This window comes from Sphingopyxis panaciterrae, from assembly GCF_011762125.1.
Taxonomy (GTDB): domain Bacteria; phylum Pseudomonadota; class Alphaproteobacteria; order Sphingomonadales; family Sphingomonadaceae; genus Sphingopyxis; species Sphingopyxis panaciterrae.
The window spans coordinates 331,306-349,574 of sequence record NZ_JAASQN010000001.1 but is presented as its reverse complement, the minus strand read 5'-3'; the positions used below and the strand labels follow the sequence as shown (position 1 = coordinate 349,574).

Below are 18,269 nucleotides of genomic sequence, written 5' to 3'. Positions count from 1 at the left end.
ATGGTGATCGATCCATCGACGATATTCATCGCCGCCGGTGCGGGTATTCTGGGCGGCGCCATGAACGCGCTGGCTGGCGGCGGCACCTTCGCGACGCTCCCTGTATTGATCGCGCTCGGGCTGCCGGCGAATATCGCCAACGCCACATCGAATGTCGCCTTGCTCCCCGGGGCGGGAACCAGCGCCTGGGCGTATCGCCATGAACTTGGCCCGGTTGCGGGCATTTCGGTCCGGCTGCTCGCAGCGCTGACCTTTTCCTTCGGGCTGATCGGCAGCCTGCTGCTCGTCCTGACCCCGACCGAGACGTTCGACATCATCATCCCGTGGCTGCTGCTCTTCGCCTTCGCGGTGATGGTGTTCGGCAAGCGCGCCGCCGACTGGCTTCATGCGCGCGTCACCATCGGCAGGCCGACTTTGCTCGCGGTTCAGGCGCTGCTCGGCGTCTATGGCGGCTATTTCGGCGGCGGGGTGGGATTGATCACGACCGCGCTCTATGGCCTGCTCGCCAACATCCGCCCGCGCGAACTTTTTGCGATCCGGACCATGATGCTCGGGGTGGCCAACCTCGCGGCGGCGTTCGTCTTCATCGGCTTTGCGATGGTGTGGTGGTGGGCCTGCCTGCCGATGCTGGTGGGCTCGATCGTCGGCGGCTGGCTGGGCGCGGTGATCGGCAAACGGCTCAGTCATCGCGCCGTGCGCATCTGGACGCTGCTGGTGACCGGCGCCACCACGGTCATATTTTTCGTTCGCGCCTATAGCGGATAGGGAATGGGCGCGGCGGCGAGGCCGTGCGACCGGAGATCCATACCACCGGCGATTTATTGCTTTACCTTAACTTAGGTTGAGCTTTTATGGAGGTGCTCCACGATTCGCGAACGGGAGCATGTCTTGCACGCACAGCATGGAAATATGGGCTCTTCAGCCCGCCAGCATGCGCTTCGAAAGCCGCGCGATCAGCGGGCCGAGCTGGCCCGCCGATCGGCCCGCCGCCAGCGCGTCATCGGCCATGCCATGCATCGCGTGGAAGATGAGCGCGGCAACCCTGGCCGGTTCCTCCCCGCCCAGATGCCACGCGCCGCTCGCCTGCCCCTCGGCCACCAGCGCCGCGAGATGCCGGACGATGTCGGTGTCATCGAGTGCCTGACGCTGCGGCATCGCCGGCCCGTGGAAAACCAGATCATGCAGGGCGTGCATATCGAAATAGGCCTCTGTCGCCGTAACGATCCATGCCTCGAACCGGCCGTCCCAGTCGCCGGGCGGGCGGGCATCGACAGCCGCAACCACGCTCGCCTGAAAGGCATCGCTGAAATGGCTGCGCAACGCGTCGATCAGCGCCGCCTTGCTCACGAAATAATGGTAGAATGTTCCCTTGGCGACGCCCGCCCGCGCGGCAATGTCGTCGATCGAACTTTCCGGCAGCCCCTCGTCGACCATCAACGCAATCGCCGCCTGGACCAGCTGGGCGCGGCGCAGATCGGCCTTGCTCGGCGGAAGCGGGCCGGTTGCACGCGGCCTTGGGGGTCGGCGAACGGGCCGCGCCGACGGTCTTTTGCCGCGGATGAATGCTCTTCCTGACATCCAGGCAGCCTAGCAGCTTCCGCGCCGCGAATGCGACCCTCTTGACGGCCGCTCGCATTATTAATAATCATTCGCAATAATATCGACTCATAGTCGAATTCTGAAAGGTCCTCCGTGTCCCCCTCCGACTCTCCCCTCGAAATCACGCCCCCTCGCGCGCTGCGCTGGCGTTCGCTGCTCCTCGTCGGCGGCGTGCTGCTCCTGCTCGCGGGCGGCCTCTATGCTTGGCGTTCCGCCCGAACCGGCGAGACGGCGCCCGGCCAGATGCCGCCGGTGCCGGTGACGACGATCGTCGTTACGCCGACCGAAGTCCCCGCCGCACTGGAGGCGGTCGGCTCGCTGCGCGCGGTGCGCGAGGTCGTGCTCGCGCCCGAAGTGGCCGGCCGCGTGACCGCGATCCGCTTTGCCGCGGGCGAGCGGGTCGGCGCCGGCCAGTTGCTCGTGCAATTGTTCGACGCGCCCGAGCGCGCGGACCGCGCCGCGGCCAGGGCAAAGGCCGATTTCGCCGGGCTGCAATTGACCCGTTCGCAAGAATTGGCGCCATCGGGCGCCGAACCGCGTGAATTGCTGGAACAGCGGCGCGCCGAGCATGCACAGGCGAATGCTGCGGTCCGGCAGATCGACGCCCGGATCGTCCAGAAACAGCTTCGAGCGCCCTTTGCGGGCACGCTGGGCGTCCGGCAGGTCAACCTCGGCCAATATCTCAATCCGGGCGATGCGGTGGCGACGCTGACCGCGCTCGACAGCCTCTATGTCGACTTTGCGCTGCCGCAGCAGGATTTCGCCCGATTGCAGCCGGGCGCCACGGTCGACGTCGTCTCCGACGCCTGGCCCGACCGCCGCTTCACCGCGCGCGTCACCGCGATCGAACCGCAGGTCGGCAAGGATACGCGCAATATCATGGTCCAGGCGACCTTGCCCAATCCGGGCCTGGCGCTGCGCCCCGGCATGTATGTCACCGCCCGGCTGGCGCTGCCGCCGATCGCCGGGGCGCTGGTCGTTCCCGCGACCGCAATCCAGACCTCGGCCTCGGGCGACAGCATGACGCGCGTCAAGCCGGGCAAGACCGGCCGGGACGGCATCGCGGAGGTAATCCCCGTCACCACGGGCCGCCGCTTCGGCGACAAGGTCGTGGTGACCAGCGGGCTTCGCCCCGGCGACATCGTCGTGATCAACGGCCAGCTGCGCGTCCAGCCCGGCGCCCCGGTCACGCTGGCACCGGCGCGTCCGGCGCCGGCCAAGGGGGGTCGCTGAGATGGCCTTCACCGACATTTTCATCCGCCGCCCGATCCTGGCGGTGGTCGTCAGCCTGCTGATCCTGCTCGTCGGCGGCGCCGCGCTGTTTTCGCTTCCGGTACGCGAATATCCGAACATGGAAAGCGCGACGATCGTCGTCGACACCGGCTATCCCGGCGCGACGCAGGACGTGATGCAGGGCTTTGTCACCACCCCGATCGCGCAGGCGATCGCGACCGCGAACGGCATCGATTATCTCACGTCGACCTCGACCCTCGGCAAGAGCCAGGTGAAGGCCAAGCTGGTGCTCAATGCCGACGCCGACCGCGCGATGACCGAGATATTGGCCAAGGTGCAGCAGGTGAAATTTCGCCTGCCCGCGGGCGCCAATGATCCGGTCATCACCAAGATGACCGACGGGGCGTCGGCGGTGCAATATCTCGCCTTCGTCAGCGACACCCTGCCCGTCCCGCAGATCACCGATTTCGCCAGCCGCATCGCGCAGCCGCTGATCACCGCGGTTCCGGGCGTCGCATCGGCTGAAATCAGTGGCGGCCAGACGCTGGCGATGCGCGTCTGGGTCGATCCGGTACGCCTCGCGGCGCGCGGCCTGTCGGCGAGCGATATTGCCGCCGCGCTGCGTGCGAACAATGTCCAGGCCGCGCCGGGCCGCCTGAAGGGCAGTGATACCGCGATCAATATCACCGCCGGCACCGACCTGCGCGACCTCGATGCCTTCCGCCAGATGGTGGTGAAGCGCGTCGACGGCGGCATCGTCAGGCTGGGCGACGTCGCGACGGTCGAGATCGGCGGGCAAAATTATGACAGCAGCGCGATGACCTCGGGCCGCCGGTCGGTCACCATCGCCATCACGCCGACCCCCGACGGCAATCCGCTCGAAATCGTCAAGGCGGTCAAGACGCTCGTCCCCGACATGCAGCGCGTCGCGCCGCCGGGTGTCGAGGTGATCAGCCAGTTCGACGTCGCGCATTTCGTCAATGCCTCGATCGACGAGGTCAGCCATACGCTGGTCGAGGCAATCGTGATCGTCGTCATCGTGATCTTCCTGTTCCTCGGCTCGCTGCGCGCGGTGCTGATCCCGGTGGTGACGATCCCGCTGTCGCTGGTCGGCACCGCGGCACTGATGCTGGCTTTCGGCTTTTCGCTGAACCTTCTGACCTTGCTCGCGATGGTTTTGGCGATCGGGCTCGTCGTCGACGACGCGATCGTCGTCGTCGAGAATATCCACCGTCATATCGAGGAGGGCCTGTCGCCGGTCCGCGCCGCGCTGCTCGGCGCGCGCGAGATTGTGGGGCCGGTCGTCGGCATGACCCTGACGCTTGCCGCCGTCTATGCGCCGATCGGCCTGATGGGCGGGCTGACCGGGGCGCTGTTCCGCGAATTCGCCTTCACGCTCGCCGGATCGGTCGTCGTGTCGGGGGTCGTCGCGCTGACGCTGTCGCCGATGATGAGCAGCCTGTTGCTCAACAGCCAGATGAACGAGGGCAAATTGTCGCGCGCGATCGAGCATAATATGCAGCGCGCGACGCAAAGCTACGGCCGCCTGCTTGGCGCGACGCTCGCGGCGCGGCCGGCGGTGATGCTGGTCGGCGCGGTGGTGCTGGGCGCGATCGTCATCCTGTTCACCGGCGCGCAGCGCGAACTCGCGCCGCAGGAGGACCAGGGCTATGTCTTCGTCCAGACCAAGGCACCGCAATATGCCAATGTCGACTATACCGCGCGCTACGCGCACGAGGTCGAGCGGATGTTTCGCGGGCTGCCCGAATATGTCAGCAGCTGGTTCGACAATGGCACCGACGGCCTGAACAACGGATTCGGCGGCGTCATCCTGAAGGAATGGGACGATCGCGAACGCGGTGCCGATGCGGTCCAGGCCGAACTCAACGCCAAGGGCGCCGGGATCACCGGCGTCTATGCCGCCGCCTTTCAGGCGCCCGCCCTCCCTGCGTCGAGCGGCGGGCTGCCGGTACAGATGGTCATCCGCTCGTCCGACGATTTCACCACGCTCTATGCAGCGCTGGAAAAGGTAAAGGGCGCCGCCTGGAAAAGCGGGCTGTTCGCCTTCGTCGACAGCGACCTCGCCTTCGACAGCCCCGAAGCGCGGATCAGCATCGACCGCGCCAAGGCCGGCGAAATGGGGATCACCATGGAAGCCGTCGCCGATACGCTGGCGACGATGGTGGGCGAAAATTACGTCAACCGCTTCAACTGGCACGACCGGTCGTACGACGTCATCGCGCAGGTTCCCGCCGCGCAGCGGCTGACCCCCGACAATCTGGGCCAATATTATGTCAAGACCGCGTCGGGCACGCTGGTACCGCTGTCGACGGTGACCAAAGTGGAGGTGCGCCCCGAAGCGAACCGGCTGTCGCAGTTCAACCAGATGAACTCGGCGACGCTGTCGGCGATCCTCGCCCCCGGGGTGACGATGGGACAGGCGGTCGATTTCCTCAACAGCCAGCCGCTGCCCGCGGGCACCAGCGTCGACTGGCTGTCGGACAGCCGCCAATATGTGACCGAGGGCGACCGGCTGACGATATCGTTCGGCTTTGCGCTGATCGTGATCTTCCTGGTGCTCGCGGCGCAATTCGAAAGCTTCCGCGATCCGCTGGTCATCCTCGTCACCGTCCCGCTTGCCATCTGCGGCGCGCTGGTGCCGCTGTGGCTCGGTTACACGACGCTCAACATCTATACCCAGATCGGGCTGGTGACGCTGATCGGGCTGATTTCGAAACATGGCATATTGATGGTGTCCTTCGCCAACCAGATCCAGAAGCAGGAGGGGCTCGACCGGATCGCCGCGATCCGCAAATCGGCGGCGGTGCGCATGCGGCCGGTGCTGATGACCACCGCGGCGATGGTCGCGGGGCTCGTTCCGCTGCTGTTCGCCAACGGCGCCGGGGCATCCAGCCGCTTCGCCATCGGCATCGTGGTGGTGATGGGTATGCTGGTCGGCACGCTGTTCACTCTCTTCGTTCTTCCCACCATCTACAGCCTGATCGCCAGGGATCATCGCGCGGCGTCGCACAGCGCGCGCGAAACCGAACTCGCACAGGCGGAGGTCGCATATGCGTAAACTGCTTTCCCTCATCCTGCTCTGCACCACCGGCTGCGCGGTCGGCCCCCATTATGAACCGCCGCAGCCGGTGGTGAAATCGGCCGGCGGCTATACAACCGCCGCGCTGGGCATCGATGGCGCCGCCGACCTGCCCGATCATTGGTGGCGGCTCTACGACGACCCCGTTCTCGACGGCCTGATCGCGCGCGCGCTCGCCGCCAATACCGACCTGCGCGTCGCCAACGCCAATCTCGCCAAGGCCGATGCCGTACTCGGCGAAGCCCGCGCCGGGCGGCTGCCGGCCACCGAACTCAGCGGCGGCACCAGCTATGGCGACGCTGCCGGGGGCATCGCGCAACCCGCGGGCGGGCGGCAATGGACGCATAGCGGCGGGCTGGCCCTGTCGTGGGAAGTCGATCTGTCCGGACGCGTCGGCCGCGTGATCGGCGCGGCGCGCGCCGACGCCGAAGCGGTCGAAGCGGTGCGCGATGCGGTGCGCGTCACCGTCGCGGCCGAAACCGCGCGCGCCTATGGCGACGCCTGTGCCTTTGGCGCCTCGACCGCGATCGCGGTCACGTCGCTCGAAACGGCAGAGGAAAGCCTGCGCATCGTCACCGCCCAGCAAAAAGCCGGATCGGTCGGGCGGCTGGAAGTCGAACGCGCGGCGGGCGATGTTGCCACGGCGCGCGCCGCAATTCCCGAGGTCGAGGGCCGGCGCCGCGTCGCGCTGCTCGAACTCGCGGCGCTGCTCGGCGGCCAGCCGGGCGACGTTCCCGCCGCGGCCCAAAGCTGCACCCGGATCCCCGCGCCGGTCGCCGCGCTGCCGGTCGGCGAAGGCAATGCGCTGCTCCGCCGCCGCCCCGATCTGCGCGAAGCCGAACGCCGCCTGGCCGCCGACACGGCGCGGATCGGGGTGGCGACCGCCGATCTCTATCCGCAGATCCGGCTGGGCGCGGGCGGCAACTTCCTGCGCAATGACGATGTGAAGGGAAGCGATAGCTTCAGCTTCTCGCTCGGGCCGCTGCTGTCGTGGAGCTTCCCCAATATGGCGGTCGCCCGTTCGCGCGTCCGGCAGGCCGAAGCGCAGGGCGATGCTTCGCTCGCGACGTTCGACGGCAAGGTGATCGGCGCGCTCAAGGAGGTCGAGCAGGCGCTGGCACGCTACGATGCCGGACAACGGCGCAACGCCGCGCTGACCGAAGCACGCGACCGGGCGCAGACCGCCTATGACCTCGCGCAGGCCCGCTATCGCGCCGGATCGGTGTCGCTGCTCGACACCGTCATCGCGCAGCAATCGCTGATCGAGGCGCGCGCGACGCTCGCCGCATCGGAACAGCAGCTGGGTTCGACGCGGATCGATTTGTTCAAGGCCTTGGGCGGCGGCTGGAGTTAAAGCCAGCGACCGCCTATCTGGCCGCCCATTACTGACCGTGCTTGCGCGCGTACGTGTCGCCGCCGAGGTCGAGCGTCGCAATCGCACCATCCGCGCCGAAGGTGAACCCCGCCGGGGTCTCGCCGAAAATGCTCTTCTGGGCGAGGCTGCTCCACTGCGCCTTGAACATGTCGCTCCGCTCATGTTCGAGCACCGCGGTGGCCTGGGGCCGCGCGAGCATCAGCTTGCCGTTCGCCAGCGTGATGACGACGTCGCCGAGCAGCTCGCTCGAATAGGTGCCCGCATAGCGATCGAGCGGCAGCCGCGCGGGCGCCGCCGCCGCCGATGATGGTGCCGCAGCCGCCGCCTTTTCCTGTGCGGTCCGCGCCGTATCTTCCAGCGCCTGCTTCATCACCGCGCTGTGATCGGTGGCGGGGCCGCCGATAAAGGCGTCGAGCACCCGCAGCTGGACCGCGGCGGCAAGGCTGCTCGGCAGACCGTTGGTCAGCACGACGACGCCAAGCTTCCGGTCGGGGATCATCGCGACGGCGCTATTCATCCCGTCGATCGCCCCCGTATGGACCACGACCTTTTGCCCGCGATATTCGCGCAAGCCCCACGCCAGGCCATATTCGGTAAATTTGAACAGCGGATCGGGGGCGCTGGCAGGCAGCACGATCTGGCCGCTATGCATCTCCGCGAGCGTTGCCGGGGCGATCAGCTGCTTGCCCTCGAACATACCGCCGCCCAATTGCAGCCGCAGCCACTGCGCCATGTCGCGCGCGCTGGAATTGATCGCGCCGGCACCGCCGACATTGTCGATCAGGCGATAGGCGACCGGCACCGCCTTGCCATCGACCAGGACGTGCGGGCTCGCGACATTCGCCAGCGCCTTGAGATCGGTGACGCTGGTGCTGGTGCGGCGCATGCCGAGCGGCGCGAAGATCCGGCTGGCGACGAAGCGGTCGTAACTCATCCCCGACACCGCGCCGACCACCTCGCCCGCGACGATGAACATCTCGTTCTGATATTGATATTTGTTGCGGAAACCGAGCGTTTCGGTCTGGAAGCGCAGCCGCCGGATGATTTCCTGGCGATCGAACCCCGACCCGTACCAGAGGTTGCCGTTGGTGACGACGCCGGTGCGGTGCGACAACAGGTCGCGGACCGTCACGTGGCGGGTGACATAGGGATCATGAAGCTCGAACGACGGCATATAGTCATGCACCGTGCCGTCCCAGCCGATCTTCTTTTCATCGACCAGCATGCCGAGCGCCGCCGAAGTGAAGGCCTTGCTGGCCGATCCGATCGCAAAGACCGTGTCGGCGTCGACCTTGCCGGGCTTGCCTTCCTCGCGGACGCCGAAGCCCTTCGAATAGACGATCTGGTCGTCCTTGACGATGGCGATGGACAGGCCCGGCATCTGCCACGCGCCGCGGGCGCCCTCGATATAGGCGTCGAGCCCCGCGAGCGCCGCGGCGGTCGTCGGCGGTGTCGCGGGCGCCGGTGCAGTCGGGGCAACCAGGACCGCAGTCTGGGCGAAAGCCGGCCCCGCAAGCAAGGACAGACTCGCAGCAGACAGGACGAGAGACTTCATGCGCACATTCATCATCATGATTTTGCTCCATTTCCAGCGCGGACCGTCGATTGCGCCACATGCGATACCGAAGGTGTCGGGACGCAAGCGATATTTCTATATTGAAATTATTTTCATATATGAACGTAAATGCTCTGAATGGAAATTGTCAATCCCCAGGTTGCGCGGACAAATTTGAAACTTGTCGAAACGACAGCATCGGGGTGGGAAACTGCCATGAGCTCCACTCACCTTCGTCATCCGCGGAGGAGACCCGTGGCTCTTCCGCCTTGACCCGAGATCCCGCTTTTTTGAAGGTAGCGCAGGTTTCGACGTCCAGCGGGACCCCGGATCAAGTCCGGGGTGACGAAAATGCAAACGGCAACTAACCGCCGTTAGCCGTCATTCGAATTTGTCCACATCACCTGGAGAGGGAAGCTGCCCTATTCTTTCGGGAGCGCGACCTTGCCTCTCAGCAAACGGCCGGCGATCTTCGGCCTGCCCTGTCCTTCCAAAACGACAAGCTCGCCCTCGATCGACAGAGCGGCGCAGTCGCCGTTGCCGAATTTTCGCCCGTCATCGACAACGCAGAGCTTCCCGCCCGGCTGCAACAGCCATTTCACCGGCTTCGATACGTCAGGCCCGCCGCCGCTTCGCTCGCGCGCTTGGCCGACACCACCGCGCTGGAAATAGATCGCCACATCCTTTTTTGCCGAGACGGCCTCGGGGCGCACGAGCAAAAGGGTGTGACCGGTCAACCTATCCATCATCGCCTTGGTCGCCGCCGCAGCGGCGGGCGAAAGGTTGCGGGCATCGCCTGGCAAAAGCCGGCCGTGCGTCAAACCGGCCCCTTCGGACTTCAGCGCCACAAGGTCGCCGGTCACCGTGATCGCGGCGCAATAATCCTGCTTCCACTCCCCACCGCGAAGGCACAGGGCGCCGTCTTTTTTGCGGATCGACCAGCTTTCATCGCGGTGGAGCACCCAATTGTCGAAGTCCGGCTCATCATTCTGCGCCCGCCGCACCGTCCCGTCGGCGAGAAAGTGAAAGGCCAGATATTCGCGCCGGCCGCCCATCGGAATGAAGACGAGCGTGTTGCCGGTCAGCGGCCGGATCGCGGCTTCGCCGTCCAGCCTTTGCTGCCCCGCCGTGGCAGGATCGAGATGCCGGGCATCTCCCGCCAGCAGCTTTCCGCTCCAGGCCGGACCATTGGCGGGCGCCAGCGTCGCGGCATCGCCGTCGATCGACAATGTTCCGCAATCGCCGTCCCAGATCTTGCGCCCGCTGTCGGCGACGCAAAACTGCCCGTCCGACATGGTGGCCCATATAATCGGTCGCGCTTCGCTCAGGCCATGCTCGCCGCGGGTCGCCGCCAGTCCCGATCCATCCAGCCGAAAATAGACGGTCTCCTCGTCGCCGTCCCGATCGGCCTTCGTATAGACCAGCGTATTGCCGACGAGGACGCGCGCGGCTTCATGCGTGGCAACGGGACGCCGCGCCTCTTCGGCACGCGCCGGGTTACCCCCCGGTGCGGCGCCCAGCAGCACCGCAGCGATCGTCCATGCCCTGGCTTGCATCATTCCCACGCCAACGTCTCTCCAGCCTTGCGGAAGCTTGCCTCCGTACCATCATCTGCGGTGCGATAGCCGCCTTTGCCCGTACGATCGATCCACCAATCGAGCGGCACTGATAATGCGCCGATGCAAGGCACGGCTGTGACGCCCCGCACTATCGGCGAAATGGCCCGGCAATCAGCGCATCCGCGATGCGACCGCGAGCAGCATTTTTCGCTGGCTGTCATTGACGCTGTTCAGCGTATGCGCGCGCACCAGCTTGAGGATCGCCATTTTATCCGAAACCAGAAACACGTCGCGGAATTCCGCAACCATATCGCGGAAGTGACCGGCATATTCGCCGGCCAGATCATCGATATGCTTCGCGTTGCTATCCGGTCCCAGCGCATCGAATTTCCTTCCCAGCGCCAGAAATTCTTCCGATTGATCCGCCATTCGCTCATAGATTGCGTACAGCTTCGCCAGATCCTCCCGGCCCAGCAAATGCGAAAACAGGGTGAGCTGTTCGCGCCAGGCCGCGTTCGACGATTCCGAACGCCCGTCGCTCAGGACCCTGAACGGCTCGGCCAGTTCCGTCCCGGCGCCCGGCGCGTGGATGCCGTTGCGCAGCCTCGCGACCAACGCCCTTTGTTGCTCGAGCTGGCCGATCTGGTCGAGAAGCTGCTTGTCGAGCGCGTCCAGCAAATCATCCGCCGGCGCACCCCGGCTTTCCAGAAACGACGGAATGTCGGCCAATGTGACCCCCGCCGCGGCCAGTCCCTTGATCCGGAGCAGCCGGATGAGGTCCGGAACAGCGTAGCGCCGATAGCCGTTGCGGTCGCGAAACGGCTCCGGCAACAAGCCGATCTGGTGATAGTGGCGCAGCGCGCGCGGCGTGACCCCGGCCAACCCCGCGACCACCTTGCTACGCATCGCAGGCATCCGCCAGCGCGGGCCGGTCGCCGGTCGGCTCACCCGAATCTGCCGGGCGCGGCGCGGCGTCCGTGCCGCCCGAGCCCGACGCGAGATCGCGAAGAGCCGGGGAAAATATGCCCGTTGCGGCCGCCACGGCCCACACGCCCGCCGCGACGATGACGGCGGCCGACAAGCTGTTCAGCTCGATCAAAACGGCGGCACCCATGATGCCCAGCGGCGCCGCCGCGGTGATCAGCGCATTCTGGATTCCGGCAATTCGTCCACGCACATGTTCGGGGATACGCTCGATCGACAGGACGCCGAACAAGCCATTGAACAAGGCGCTCGACAATCCCAGAATGACGGCGCCGATCAGGATGGCGGTCACCGAAACCAATGTGGCGATGGCAGCGAACCCGATCGTGGTGCCGATCATTCCCGTTACCAGCCAGCGTCGCCGGGGGCCATGACGGCCCGCCATCCCGTATATCGCACCGCCCGCCAGCGTCCCCAACGCCATCGCCGAGAGGACGAATCCCAGCGACGACGGCTGATCGATACCGGTAAAATAGACGGGCAGGATCAACCCCTGAAGCGCGCCGAAGGCGACGACCGACAGGCTGCTGATCGCACAGAGCGTGACCAGGAACGGGCTGCGCAGCAGAACCAGCCACCCCTCGCGCAGCGCTTTCCAGCCCGAAGCGGCGCGCCCGGCATCCGGTGTCGGCTCGCCCTTCGGCACCGCCCCGACATGCCGCGGGATAAGGAAGGTGGTCACGGCTGCCAGCGCCGATGTCGCGGCGGTGATCCAAAGGACCGTCGACCCCGGCAGCGCCGACATCAATGTTCCCGCGAGCGCCGGTCCCGTCAACAAGGCAAGCGATACCAGAACCTGCGAAAATCCGGCCATCCGCTCGGCCGACGCCCCGCTATGGCGCAGGACCGCAGGCAAAAGCGCGGTCCTTGCGGCGAGCCCCGGCAAGTCGCCCAGCGAGCCGACGATTCCCAGCAGGATGAACCAGGACAGGGTAAGGCCCGAAATCTGATCGACAATCGGCAGCGCCGCGACCGAAGCAGCCGAAATAAGGTCGGTCACGATCGAACAGTCGCGCCGATTGAACCGGTCGATGACGACGCCCATGAACAACCCGGCAAAGATCGCGGGAATTGCGGTCGCCGCCGCAACCGACCCCGTCCCGAGGACGCTTCCCGTTTTTTGCAGGACAATGAGCGGCAGCGCGATCGCCGCGATGGAATTGCCGAGGATCGACAGAAAATACGACGCCAGATAGGCGGGAGCGGCCAGTTTCATCGCCGCCCTCTGCACTATGACGCCGCGTCAGGGTCAAGAGATTTTATGGTCATCGACGGCGATTATGGGCGGGTCATCGCGCGCGCATTGAACTCGAACGCGCAAGGCCTATGTTCGGATGGCGGGCCGGGCCCCTCTGACGATCCGATGGATCGTGATGTCGGACCGCATCGGGAATCCTCGATGTTGGCTCGACTTACGCATTTCCCAAGCCGCATCGATATCTCGGTTGGATCACCATCTGGAGTCTATGCGATGCCGCATCCCTTTTACACCGACGCCTGCGAACGGCAGCCTGCCCGTCACGCGAACCAAGGGCGCCAGTCATGACCGGCCCGGCCGTGGGAATGCCCTGCCCCGTCTGCAAGGTTCCGCTCGCGATGAGCGACCGGCAGGGCGTCGAGATCGATTATTGCCCACAGTGCCGCGGCGTGTGGCTCGATCGGGGCGAACTCGACAAGATCATCGAACGCAGCGCCGCCGATGAACCGGCGCGCGCGGCGGCGGCGCCACCGCAACAGCCCTATCCGCAAAGCGCACCGCCTGCCGCGTGGGACCGGCATGGCGGACATCACAAAGGATATCCGAAACGTCGCAAATCCTTTCTCGAGGAATTGTTCGACTGATGCGTTGCGCGGGGCCGGTATTTCCGGCCCCGCCATTCCCCATGCGTTTCAGACGGTCGGTCGGCGCCAGCAGTGCAGCGGGCCATCCTGTTCGTCCACCCGCGGCTAGGCGGCGAAGCCCTGCTGCTCGCGCTCGCCTACCAGCTCGAGGCGGCCGTCGGCTGGTGGCGCCATCGGCCACCAGCCTGGGTTGGCGAACCCTGACGCCGCGGTTCAGAACCTGGCGTTCGCGCCGATGACGATGCCGATGCCGATGGCGCTGTCGCTCAGCTGCGGCCGGTAATCGAGCGACGATCATGAATTGCCCGCGGTGTTGCAAGCGTTCATCACCGGACATCTGCAGCATATAGCCACCCGTCGAGCTTCTCGGTCGCGGTTCAGCGCCGCTTCGGTACCACCGCCAGCGAATTGCGCCGTCGCAGGCTGCCCGGCGCCTGATCGTAATTTTATACATTAGTGCTTGATTTAGCAAAGCACTGTTCGGTAGCATGCCGAACGCGCCCTGCGCCGCCCGACCACGAAAGTCGGCATGGCGCATGATCTTGCGACGAGGCAGAGGAATTTCACAATGACGGAAGCGCCGAACAACGAGGCCGGCAGCGGCACCGAGACCCTTTCACCCGCTGGCACCGCCGATGCCCCCGCGACGCTCGCCCCGTCGGGCTGGCCCGCTGCGGATCGCGAGCGCTTCTGGCGCATCCAGCAGGATTCGCTGCCCGGGAACCCGGCCGGCCGCGGCCATGGCGGCGCCGTTTCCACCGCGCTCAACGGCTTTGCCGCGCGGGTCGGCGAAGAGGCGCTGCGCCAGGGCGGTTCGGCGGTCGACGCGGTGCTGAGCGCCGCACTGGCGCAGATCGTGCTCGGCGGCGGCGCGGTGATCAGCTTCTTCGGCATCATGGCGCTGATGCATGTCGATGGCGAGAGCGGCGAGGTGACCTCGCTCAACGCCGGCTGGAACACGGTTCAGGGCGAGGACGACCCGCTGTCGATCCCGGGCACGCTGAACGCCGCGGGCGACGGCATTGCCAATATGATGGGTACGGGCGAACCGTCGGGCCGCACCGCGCTCGTCGGCGGCTTCATGCGCGGGCTCGAAGCGGCGCACCGCCGCCATGGCAAGCTGCCCTTTGCGCGCCTGTTCGAAGCGGCGATCGAACTCGCCGACGACGGGTTCATCGTCTCGCCCGGGCTGGCGCGCTATATCGACATCCGCAAGCAGGATCTGGCGCGATTGCCTGAAACCAAGGCGGTCTTCTTCAAGCCCGACGACACGCCCTATGCCGAAGGCGATCATTTCCGGCAGCCGGCGCTCGCCGAAACGCTGCGCCGGATCGCTGCCGAGGGCGCCGATTATATGTACAGCGGCGCCTGGGCAGCGAAGTGCATCGAGGCGATCCAGGCCGATGGCGGGCGGATGACGCTCGACGATCTTGCGGCCTATCAGCCGGTCTGGTCGGACCCGGTGACGATCGAGCGCCGCGACCATAGCATCGCCCTGCTCGGCGAACCGTGCGAGGGCAGCGTCAATCTCGTCGAAACGCTCAACCTCTGCGAAGTCGCGGGGATCCGGGAGCGCGGTCATTGGTCGACCTCCGCCGACAGCCTGATCCGCCTCGCCAAATGCTGCGCCGCGATCGGCGGCATGCGGTACGAGACCGAGGAAGAGCAGGCGGCCGCCTTTCCCGGCCTCGACATGGGCCGCACGGCGCGGCTCGGCAAGGCGCATGCCCGGGACCTCTGGGCACGTCTCGAAGAGCAATCGCCGATCCGCTTCCTGCCCAAGGGCACGCATTCCGACGTCGTCGTCGCGGTCGACGCCGACGGCAACATGGCCGCGCTCTGCCACTCGATCAATTGCCTGATCTGGGGCCGCACCGCGATCGTCGTCGACGGCGTGTCGGTGGGCGATCCCGCCGCCTATATGCAGACTTTGGTCGCGGCGACCCCGCGCGGCGGGCAGCTTCCCAACCCGATCGAGGTCGGGATCATCCTGAAAGACGGCAAGGCCGATACCGCCTGGTCGTCGATGGGGGTCGGGCTTCACTATCAGACGACGCAATCCTTGCTCAACATCGTCGATTTCGGAATGGACCTGGAGCAAACGGCCAATGCGCCGCGTCTGCTGTTACCGATTTCGCCCGACGCCAGCCAGCGCGAATTGATCCTGCGCGTCATCGACGGCGAGTTTTCAGACGAGGTGCTGGATGCCACCGGGCTGGAGATCAAGCGCCTGCAGCCCGTCGAAGCGCGCTTCGCACAAGGGCTCTGGGTCGCGATCCGCCGCGACCAGACGACGGGGGAACTCACCGCGATTTCGCCGACCTACACGAACGGGCAAGCCACCGCCTTCTGACAGTTGGAGCGGGAGGGCGCATTGCCGCCCTCCCCGGCCATCACTCGCTCGCTGCGAGCGCCGCCTGCCAGTCGGGCTTTGCATCGACCGGGGGCAAGAGGAATTGCAGCGCGCGCGTGATCGCGGCACCCGCCACCGATCCATGCGTCTCACCCGGAAACTGGGTAAAGCGCGTCTCGACGCCATGGCGGGCGAGCGCGGCGCGCATCTTCAACGCATTGCTGATGATCGCAAAATCGGCGAACATCGTTCCCGGATCCTCTTCGAGCGCCCCGGCCGACAGGAAAGCACGCACCCCCGGCGGGAGCGCGCCGTCCGGCAGTTCCTCGATCAGCCGCACCATCACCGGGTCGCCCACCGCGGGCGCGAGACCGCCGTCGATCGGCGACTGCGGATCGACAAGCATCGGGCTCATCAAGGCATAGCCCTGGAACAACCCCGGATCCTGCGCCAGCACATAAGCGGCGAAGTGCCCACCTGCCGAAGTACCGAGAAGGACGCGGCGCGCCGGGTCGATCCCCGGAACATGCCGCTCGACGCCCGCGATGACATGGTCGCGCAAGGCAGCGAGGAACGCATCGGCGCCGCCGAATTCAAAGCTGCCATAGGCCCCGGCGGCAAAGCTGCGCCGCGGCCCGCGATAGAAATCGAGGAAGCGGCGCGTGGAGACGAACGCCAGATCACCCTGCTCCTCGGCATAGCCGATGCCGACGATGACCGCCGGCGCCAGGTCGCCGCCAAAGCTGCCGACGCGCGCCGCATCGACGACGGTGCCGAAGAAATAGTCGGCGTCGGTCACATAGACGACGGCGCTCGCGCCATCGCTCTGCCCCGTCGCCGGCTTGACCCGCCGCGCGATCGAGATGCGCAAGGCGGTGCCGAGCCCGGGCGGCTCGATAAGGAAGCTTTCGATCCCGGGTGCGGCGCCCGGAGCGGGAATCAGTTCGGCCGCCGTCATGCCGCCTCCTCGACCCGCTGCCGCGCGGTCCAGTCGTCGATCAGCGCCTCGAGCACGGGCAGCGTGACCGGTCCCGCCGCCATCAGCGCGTCGTGGAAATCGCGGATGCGGAAGCGGTCACCGAGCGCCGCCTCGGCGCGCGCGCGAATCTCGCGGAATTTGAGGTTGCCGATCTGATAGGCCAGCGCCTGCCCGGGCAGGCCGATGTAGCGATCGACCTCGGCGGTGACGGTGTCGAGCGACATCGCCATATTCGCCTGGAAATAGGCGATCGCCTGCTCGCGGCTCCACCCCTTCGCGTGGATGCCGGTGTCGACGACGAGCCGGACCGCGCGCCAGATCTCCATCTCCAGCCGCCCGTAACGTTTTTCGGGGGTGGTGTAGAAACCCATTTCTTCGCCAAGATGCTCGCAATAGAGCGCCCAGCCTTCGAGGCATGCCGAGTAGCGCAGCCCGCCGAAGCGGCGGAAATCGGGGAGGTGGTCCATTTCCTGGATGAGCGCCAGATGCATCAGATGCCCCGGCCACGCTTCGTGGAGCGCGAGCGGCAGGTGCATGTAGCGCGGGCATTTTCCGGGAATCGAGGTGATCCAGTGGACCCCCGACATGCTGCCGTCGGCGGGATTGGGCTGCGCATAGGCGGGCGGCATTTTTTCGGCCACCGCCTCGGGAATACTCTGCACGCCATAGGTGGTGCGCGGGACGCGGCCGAAGAATTCGGGAATGCGCGCATCGATCCGCTTCGACAATATCTCGATCTGCTCGCGCAGCGCCTCGCCGCTTTCGGCGATCTGGCCATTGTCGGTCTGGAGGCGGCGGCGAAATTCCGCGAGGTCGCCTTCGCAGCCGGCGTCGGCGGCGACTGCCAGCATCTCGCCGGTGATGCGATCGACCTCCGACAGGCCGAGCGCGTGTATCGCCTCGGGATCCCCGGCGATGGTCGTATATTCCTTGATCAGATGACCATAGAAGCGCGCGCCGTCGACATCGCCGGTACTCGCCAGCCCTTCGCGGGCGACCGGCAGCAGCACTGTTTCGAGAAAGTCCGCATAAGCGAGCACCGCGGGATAGACAGTCTGTTCGACGACCGCCCGGCCCTCTTCGGCCAGCGTCGCCCATGTGGGCGACCGGTCCGCGGCGCGCGCAAGTGGCTGGAAGAAGGCGTTGGCCGCGACGGGCATCGACACCATCCCGCGCGCCTGTTCGACCGCGCGCTCGATCACCAGCCGCGGATAGCGAAGTCCTTGCTCCGCGCCTTCGGCCAACAGGGCGCGAATGTCGTCGAACGCCGCCGGGACCGTGCGCAACCGCGCGAGATAGGTGCGCGCATCGTCGACGGTGGCAAGCGCGGTCGCATTCGCCCAATAAGTGAGGGTGAAGTCGGGGCCGAGCGGATAGAGCGGCGGCCGGAGATAGGCGCGGCTCGCGACCCCCTCGACGAACGACGCGAGTTCATGTTCGAGGAGCAGCCAGCTTGCCCGGTCCTGCGGACCCAGCCCGTCGGGCGCAATCGCGCGCAGTTTCGCAAGCGCAGCCCCCGCCCACACCGCCCGCCGCCGTTGGTCGGCGGGCGACTCGCGAAACAGGCTGTCGCCGTCGACGGCGATGCCCGCCATGATCGCCTCGATCGGGAATTCGGCGGAGCGAAAGGCCCAATAATCGTCGGCGAATTGTTTCAGTTCCTGGGGTTCAGTCATGATAATCTGCCCCT

13 protein-coding genes and 1 pseudogene are annotated in these 18,269 nt (G+C 66.3%); 6 read left to right on the top strand and 8 right to left on the bottom strand.

What is annotated here, in order from left to right; all coding sequences use genetic code 11:
• Complete coding sequence (locus tag FHR22_RS01550; protein WP_166938223.1) at positions 1–765, top strand: sulfite exporter TauE/SafE family protein; 765 nt, start codon at positions 1–3, stop codon at positions 763–765.
• Positions 766–918: 153 nt separating this feature from the next.
• Here the strand turns inward: FHR22_RS01550 and FHR22_RS01545 are convergent, their stop codons facing one another.
• Positions 919–1,578 carry a TetR/AcrR family transcriptional regulator gene (locus FHR22_RS01545; RefSeq protein WP_279588390.1) on the bottom strand — a complete coding sequence of 220 codons (660 nt, stop codon included), beginning with the start codon at positions 1,576–1,578 and terminating at the stop codon, positions 919–921.
• A 114-nt stretch (positions 1,579–1,692) separates the two neighbouring features.
• On the opposite strand from FHR22_RS01545, the gene FHR22_RS01540 reads away from it, so the two are divergent.
• From FHR22_RS01540 to FHR22_RS01530, 3 genes are read left to right on the top strand one after another with little or no spacing between them, the layout of a single operon-like run.
• Entirely contained in the window at positions 1,693–2,832 is a 1,140-nt protein-coding gene (locus FHR22_RS01540) for an efflux RND transporter periplasmic adaptor subunit (RefSeq protein ID WP_341786528.1), read from the top strand.
• Position 2,833: 1 nt separating this feature from the next.
• Positions 2,834–5,911, top strand: a complete 3,078-nt coding sequence (locus FHR22_RS01535) for an efflux RND transporter permease subunit (RefSeq protein WP_166938219.1) — start codon at positions 2,834–2,836, stop codon at positions 5,909–5,911.
• The gene (locus FHR22_RS01530; protein WP_166938217.1) at positions 5,904–7,286 is read left to right on the top strand and encodes an efflux transporter outer membrane subunit; all 1,383 of its coding nucleotides are present in this window, start codon (positions 5,904–5,906) and stop codon (positions 7,284–7,286) included. Before FHR22_RS01535 ends, FHR22_RS01530 begins: the two co-directional genes overlap by 8 nt.
• 28 nt (positions 7,287–7,314) lie before the next feature.
• Here the strand turns inward: FHR22_RS01530 and FHR22_RS01525 are convergent, their stop codons facing one another.
• The 5 genes and pseudogenes from FHR22_RS01525 to FHR22_RS01510 form a co-directional block, all read right to left on the bottom strand.
• Positions 7,315–8,880 (bottom strand): serine hydrolase, encoded by a 1,566-nt coding sequence (locus FHR22_RS01525; RefSeq protein ID WP_166938215.1) that lies wholly within the window; start codon positions 8,878–8,880, stop codon positions 7,315–7,317.
• 404 nt (positions 8,881–9,284) lie between these two features.
• Entirely contained in the window at positions 9,285–10,421 is a 1,137-nt protein-coding gene (locus FHR22_RS01520) for a hypothetical protein (RefSeq protein WP_166938213.1), read from the bottom strand.
• Between the two features lie 171 nt (positions 10,422–10,592).
• Positions 10,593–11,150 carry a hypothetical protein gene (locus tag FHR22_RS01515; protein ID WP_243853410.1) on the bottom strand — a complete coding sequence of 186 codons (558 nt, stop codon included), beginning with the start codon at positions 11,148–11,150 and terminating at the stop codon, positions 10,593–10,595.
• A gap of 36 nt (positions 11,151–11,186) precedes the next feature.
• Positions 11,187–11,327 (bottom strand): annotated as a pseudogene (locus FHR22_RS22725) (MerR family DNA-binding transcriptional regulator); the annotation flags it as partial.
• Entirely contained in the window at positions 11,320–12,621 is a 1,302-nt protein-coding gene (locus FHR22_RS01510) for an MFS transporter (RefSeq protein WP_166938209.1), read from the bottom strand. The pseudogene FHR22_RS22725 and the gene FHR22_RS01510, both read right to left, overlap by 8 nt.
• 326 nt (positions 12,622–12,947) lie before the next feature.
• Between FHR22_RS01510 and FHR22_RS01505 the strand changes: the two genes are divergently transcribed.
• Both FHR22_RS01505 and FHR22_RS01500 read left to right on the top strand, forming a co-directional pair.
• Positions 12,948–13,247, top strand: coding sequence for a TFIIB-type zinc ribbon-containing protein (locus tag FHR22_RS01505; RefSeq protein WP_166938207.1), 300 nt, complete (start codon positions 12,948–12,950; stop codon positions 13,245–13,247).
• 568 nt (positions 13,248–13,815) lie between these two features.
• A complete protein-coding gene (locus tag FHR22_RS01500; RefSeq protein ID WP_166938205.1) occupies positions 13,816–15,600 on the top strand; it encodes a gamma-glutamyltransferase in 1,785 nt (594 codons plus the stop codon).
• A 40-nt stretch (positions 15,601–15,640) separates the two neighbouring features.
• Here FHR22_RS01500 and FHR22_RS01495 read toward each other — a convergent pair whose 3' ends face one another.
• Positions 15,641–16,558 (bottom strand): alpha/beta hydrolase, encoded by a 918-nt coding sequence (locus FHR22_RS01495; protein ID WP_166938203.1) that lies wholly within the window; start codon positions 16,556–16,558, stop codon positions 15,641–15,643.
• On the bottom strand, positions 16,555–18,255 hold the full coding sequence (locus FHR22_RS01490; RefSeq protein ID WP_166938201.1) for a DUF885 domain-containing protein: 1,701 nt from the start codon (positions 18,253–18,255) through the stop codon (positions 16,555–16,557). Before FHR22_RS01490 ends, FHR22_RS01495 begins: the two co-directional genes overlap by 4 nt.
• Between the last annotated feature and the right edge of the window lie 14 nt (positions 18,256–18,269).

Coding starts and splice junctions, on each gene's coding strand:
- FHR22_RS01550 (WP_166938223.1), top strand. CDS start 1: ATGGTGATCGATCCATCGACGATATTCATCGCCGCCGGTGCGGGTATT.
- FHR22_RS01545 (WP_279588390.1), bottom strand. CDS start 1,578: ATGTCAGGAAGAGCATTCATCCGCGGCAAAAGACCGTCGGCGCGGCCC.
- FHR22_RS01535 (WP_166938219.1), top strand. CDS start 2,834: ATGGCCTTCACCGACATTTTCATCCGCCGCCCGATCCTGGCGGTGGTC.
- FHR22_RS01530 (WP_166938217.1), top strand. CDS start 5,904: ATGCGTAAACTGCTTTCCCTCATCCTGCTCTGCACCACCGGCTGCGCG.
- FHR22_RS01525 (WP_166938215.1), bottom strand. CDS start 8,880: ATGATGATGAATGTGCGCATGAAGTCTCTCGTCCTGTCTGCTGCGAGT.
- FHR22_RS01520 (WP_166938213.1), bottom strand. CDS start 10,421: ATGATGCAAGCCAGGGCATGGACGATCGCTGCGGTGCTGCTGGGCGCC.
- FHR22_RS01510 (WP_166938209.1), bottom strand. CDS start 12,621: ATGAAACTGGCCGCTCCCGCCTATCTGGCGTCGTATTTTCTGTCGATC.
- FHR22_RS01505 (WP_166938207.1), top strand. CDS start 12,948: ATGACCGGCCCGGCCGTGGGAATGCCCTGCCCCGTCTGCAAGGTTCCG.
- FHR22_RS01500 (WP_166938205.1), top strand. CDS start 13,816: ATGACGGAAGCGCCGAACAACGAGGCCGGCAGCGGCACCGAGACCCTT.
- FHR22_RS01495 (WP_166938203.1), bottom strand. CDS start 16,558: ATGACGGCGGCCGAACTGATTCCCGCTCCGGGCGCCGCACCCGGGATC.
- FHR22_RS01490 (WP_166938201.1), bottom strand. CDS start 18,255: ATGACTGAACCCCAGGAACTGAAACAATTCGCCGACGATTATTGGGCC.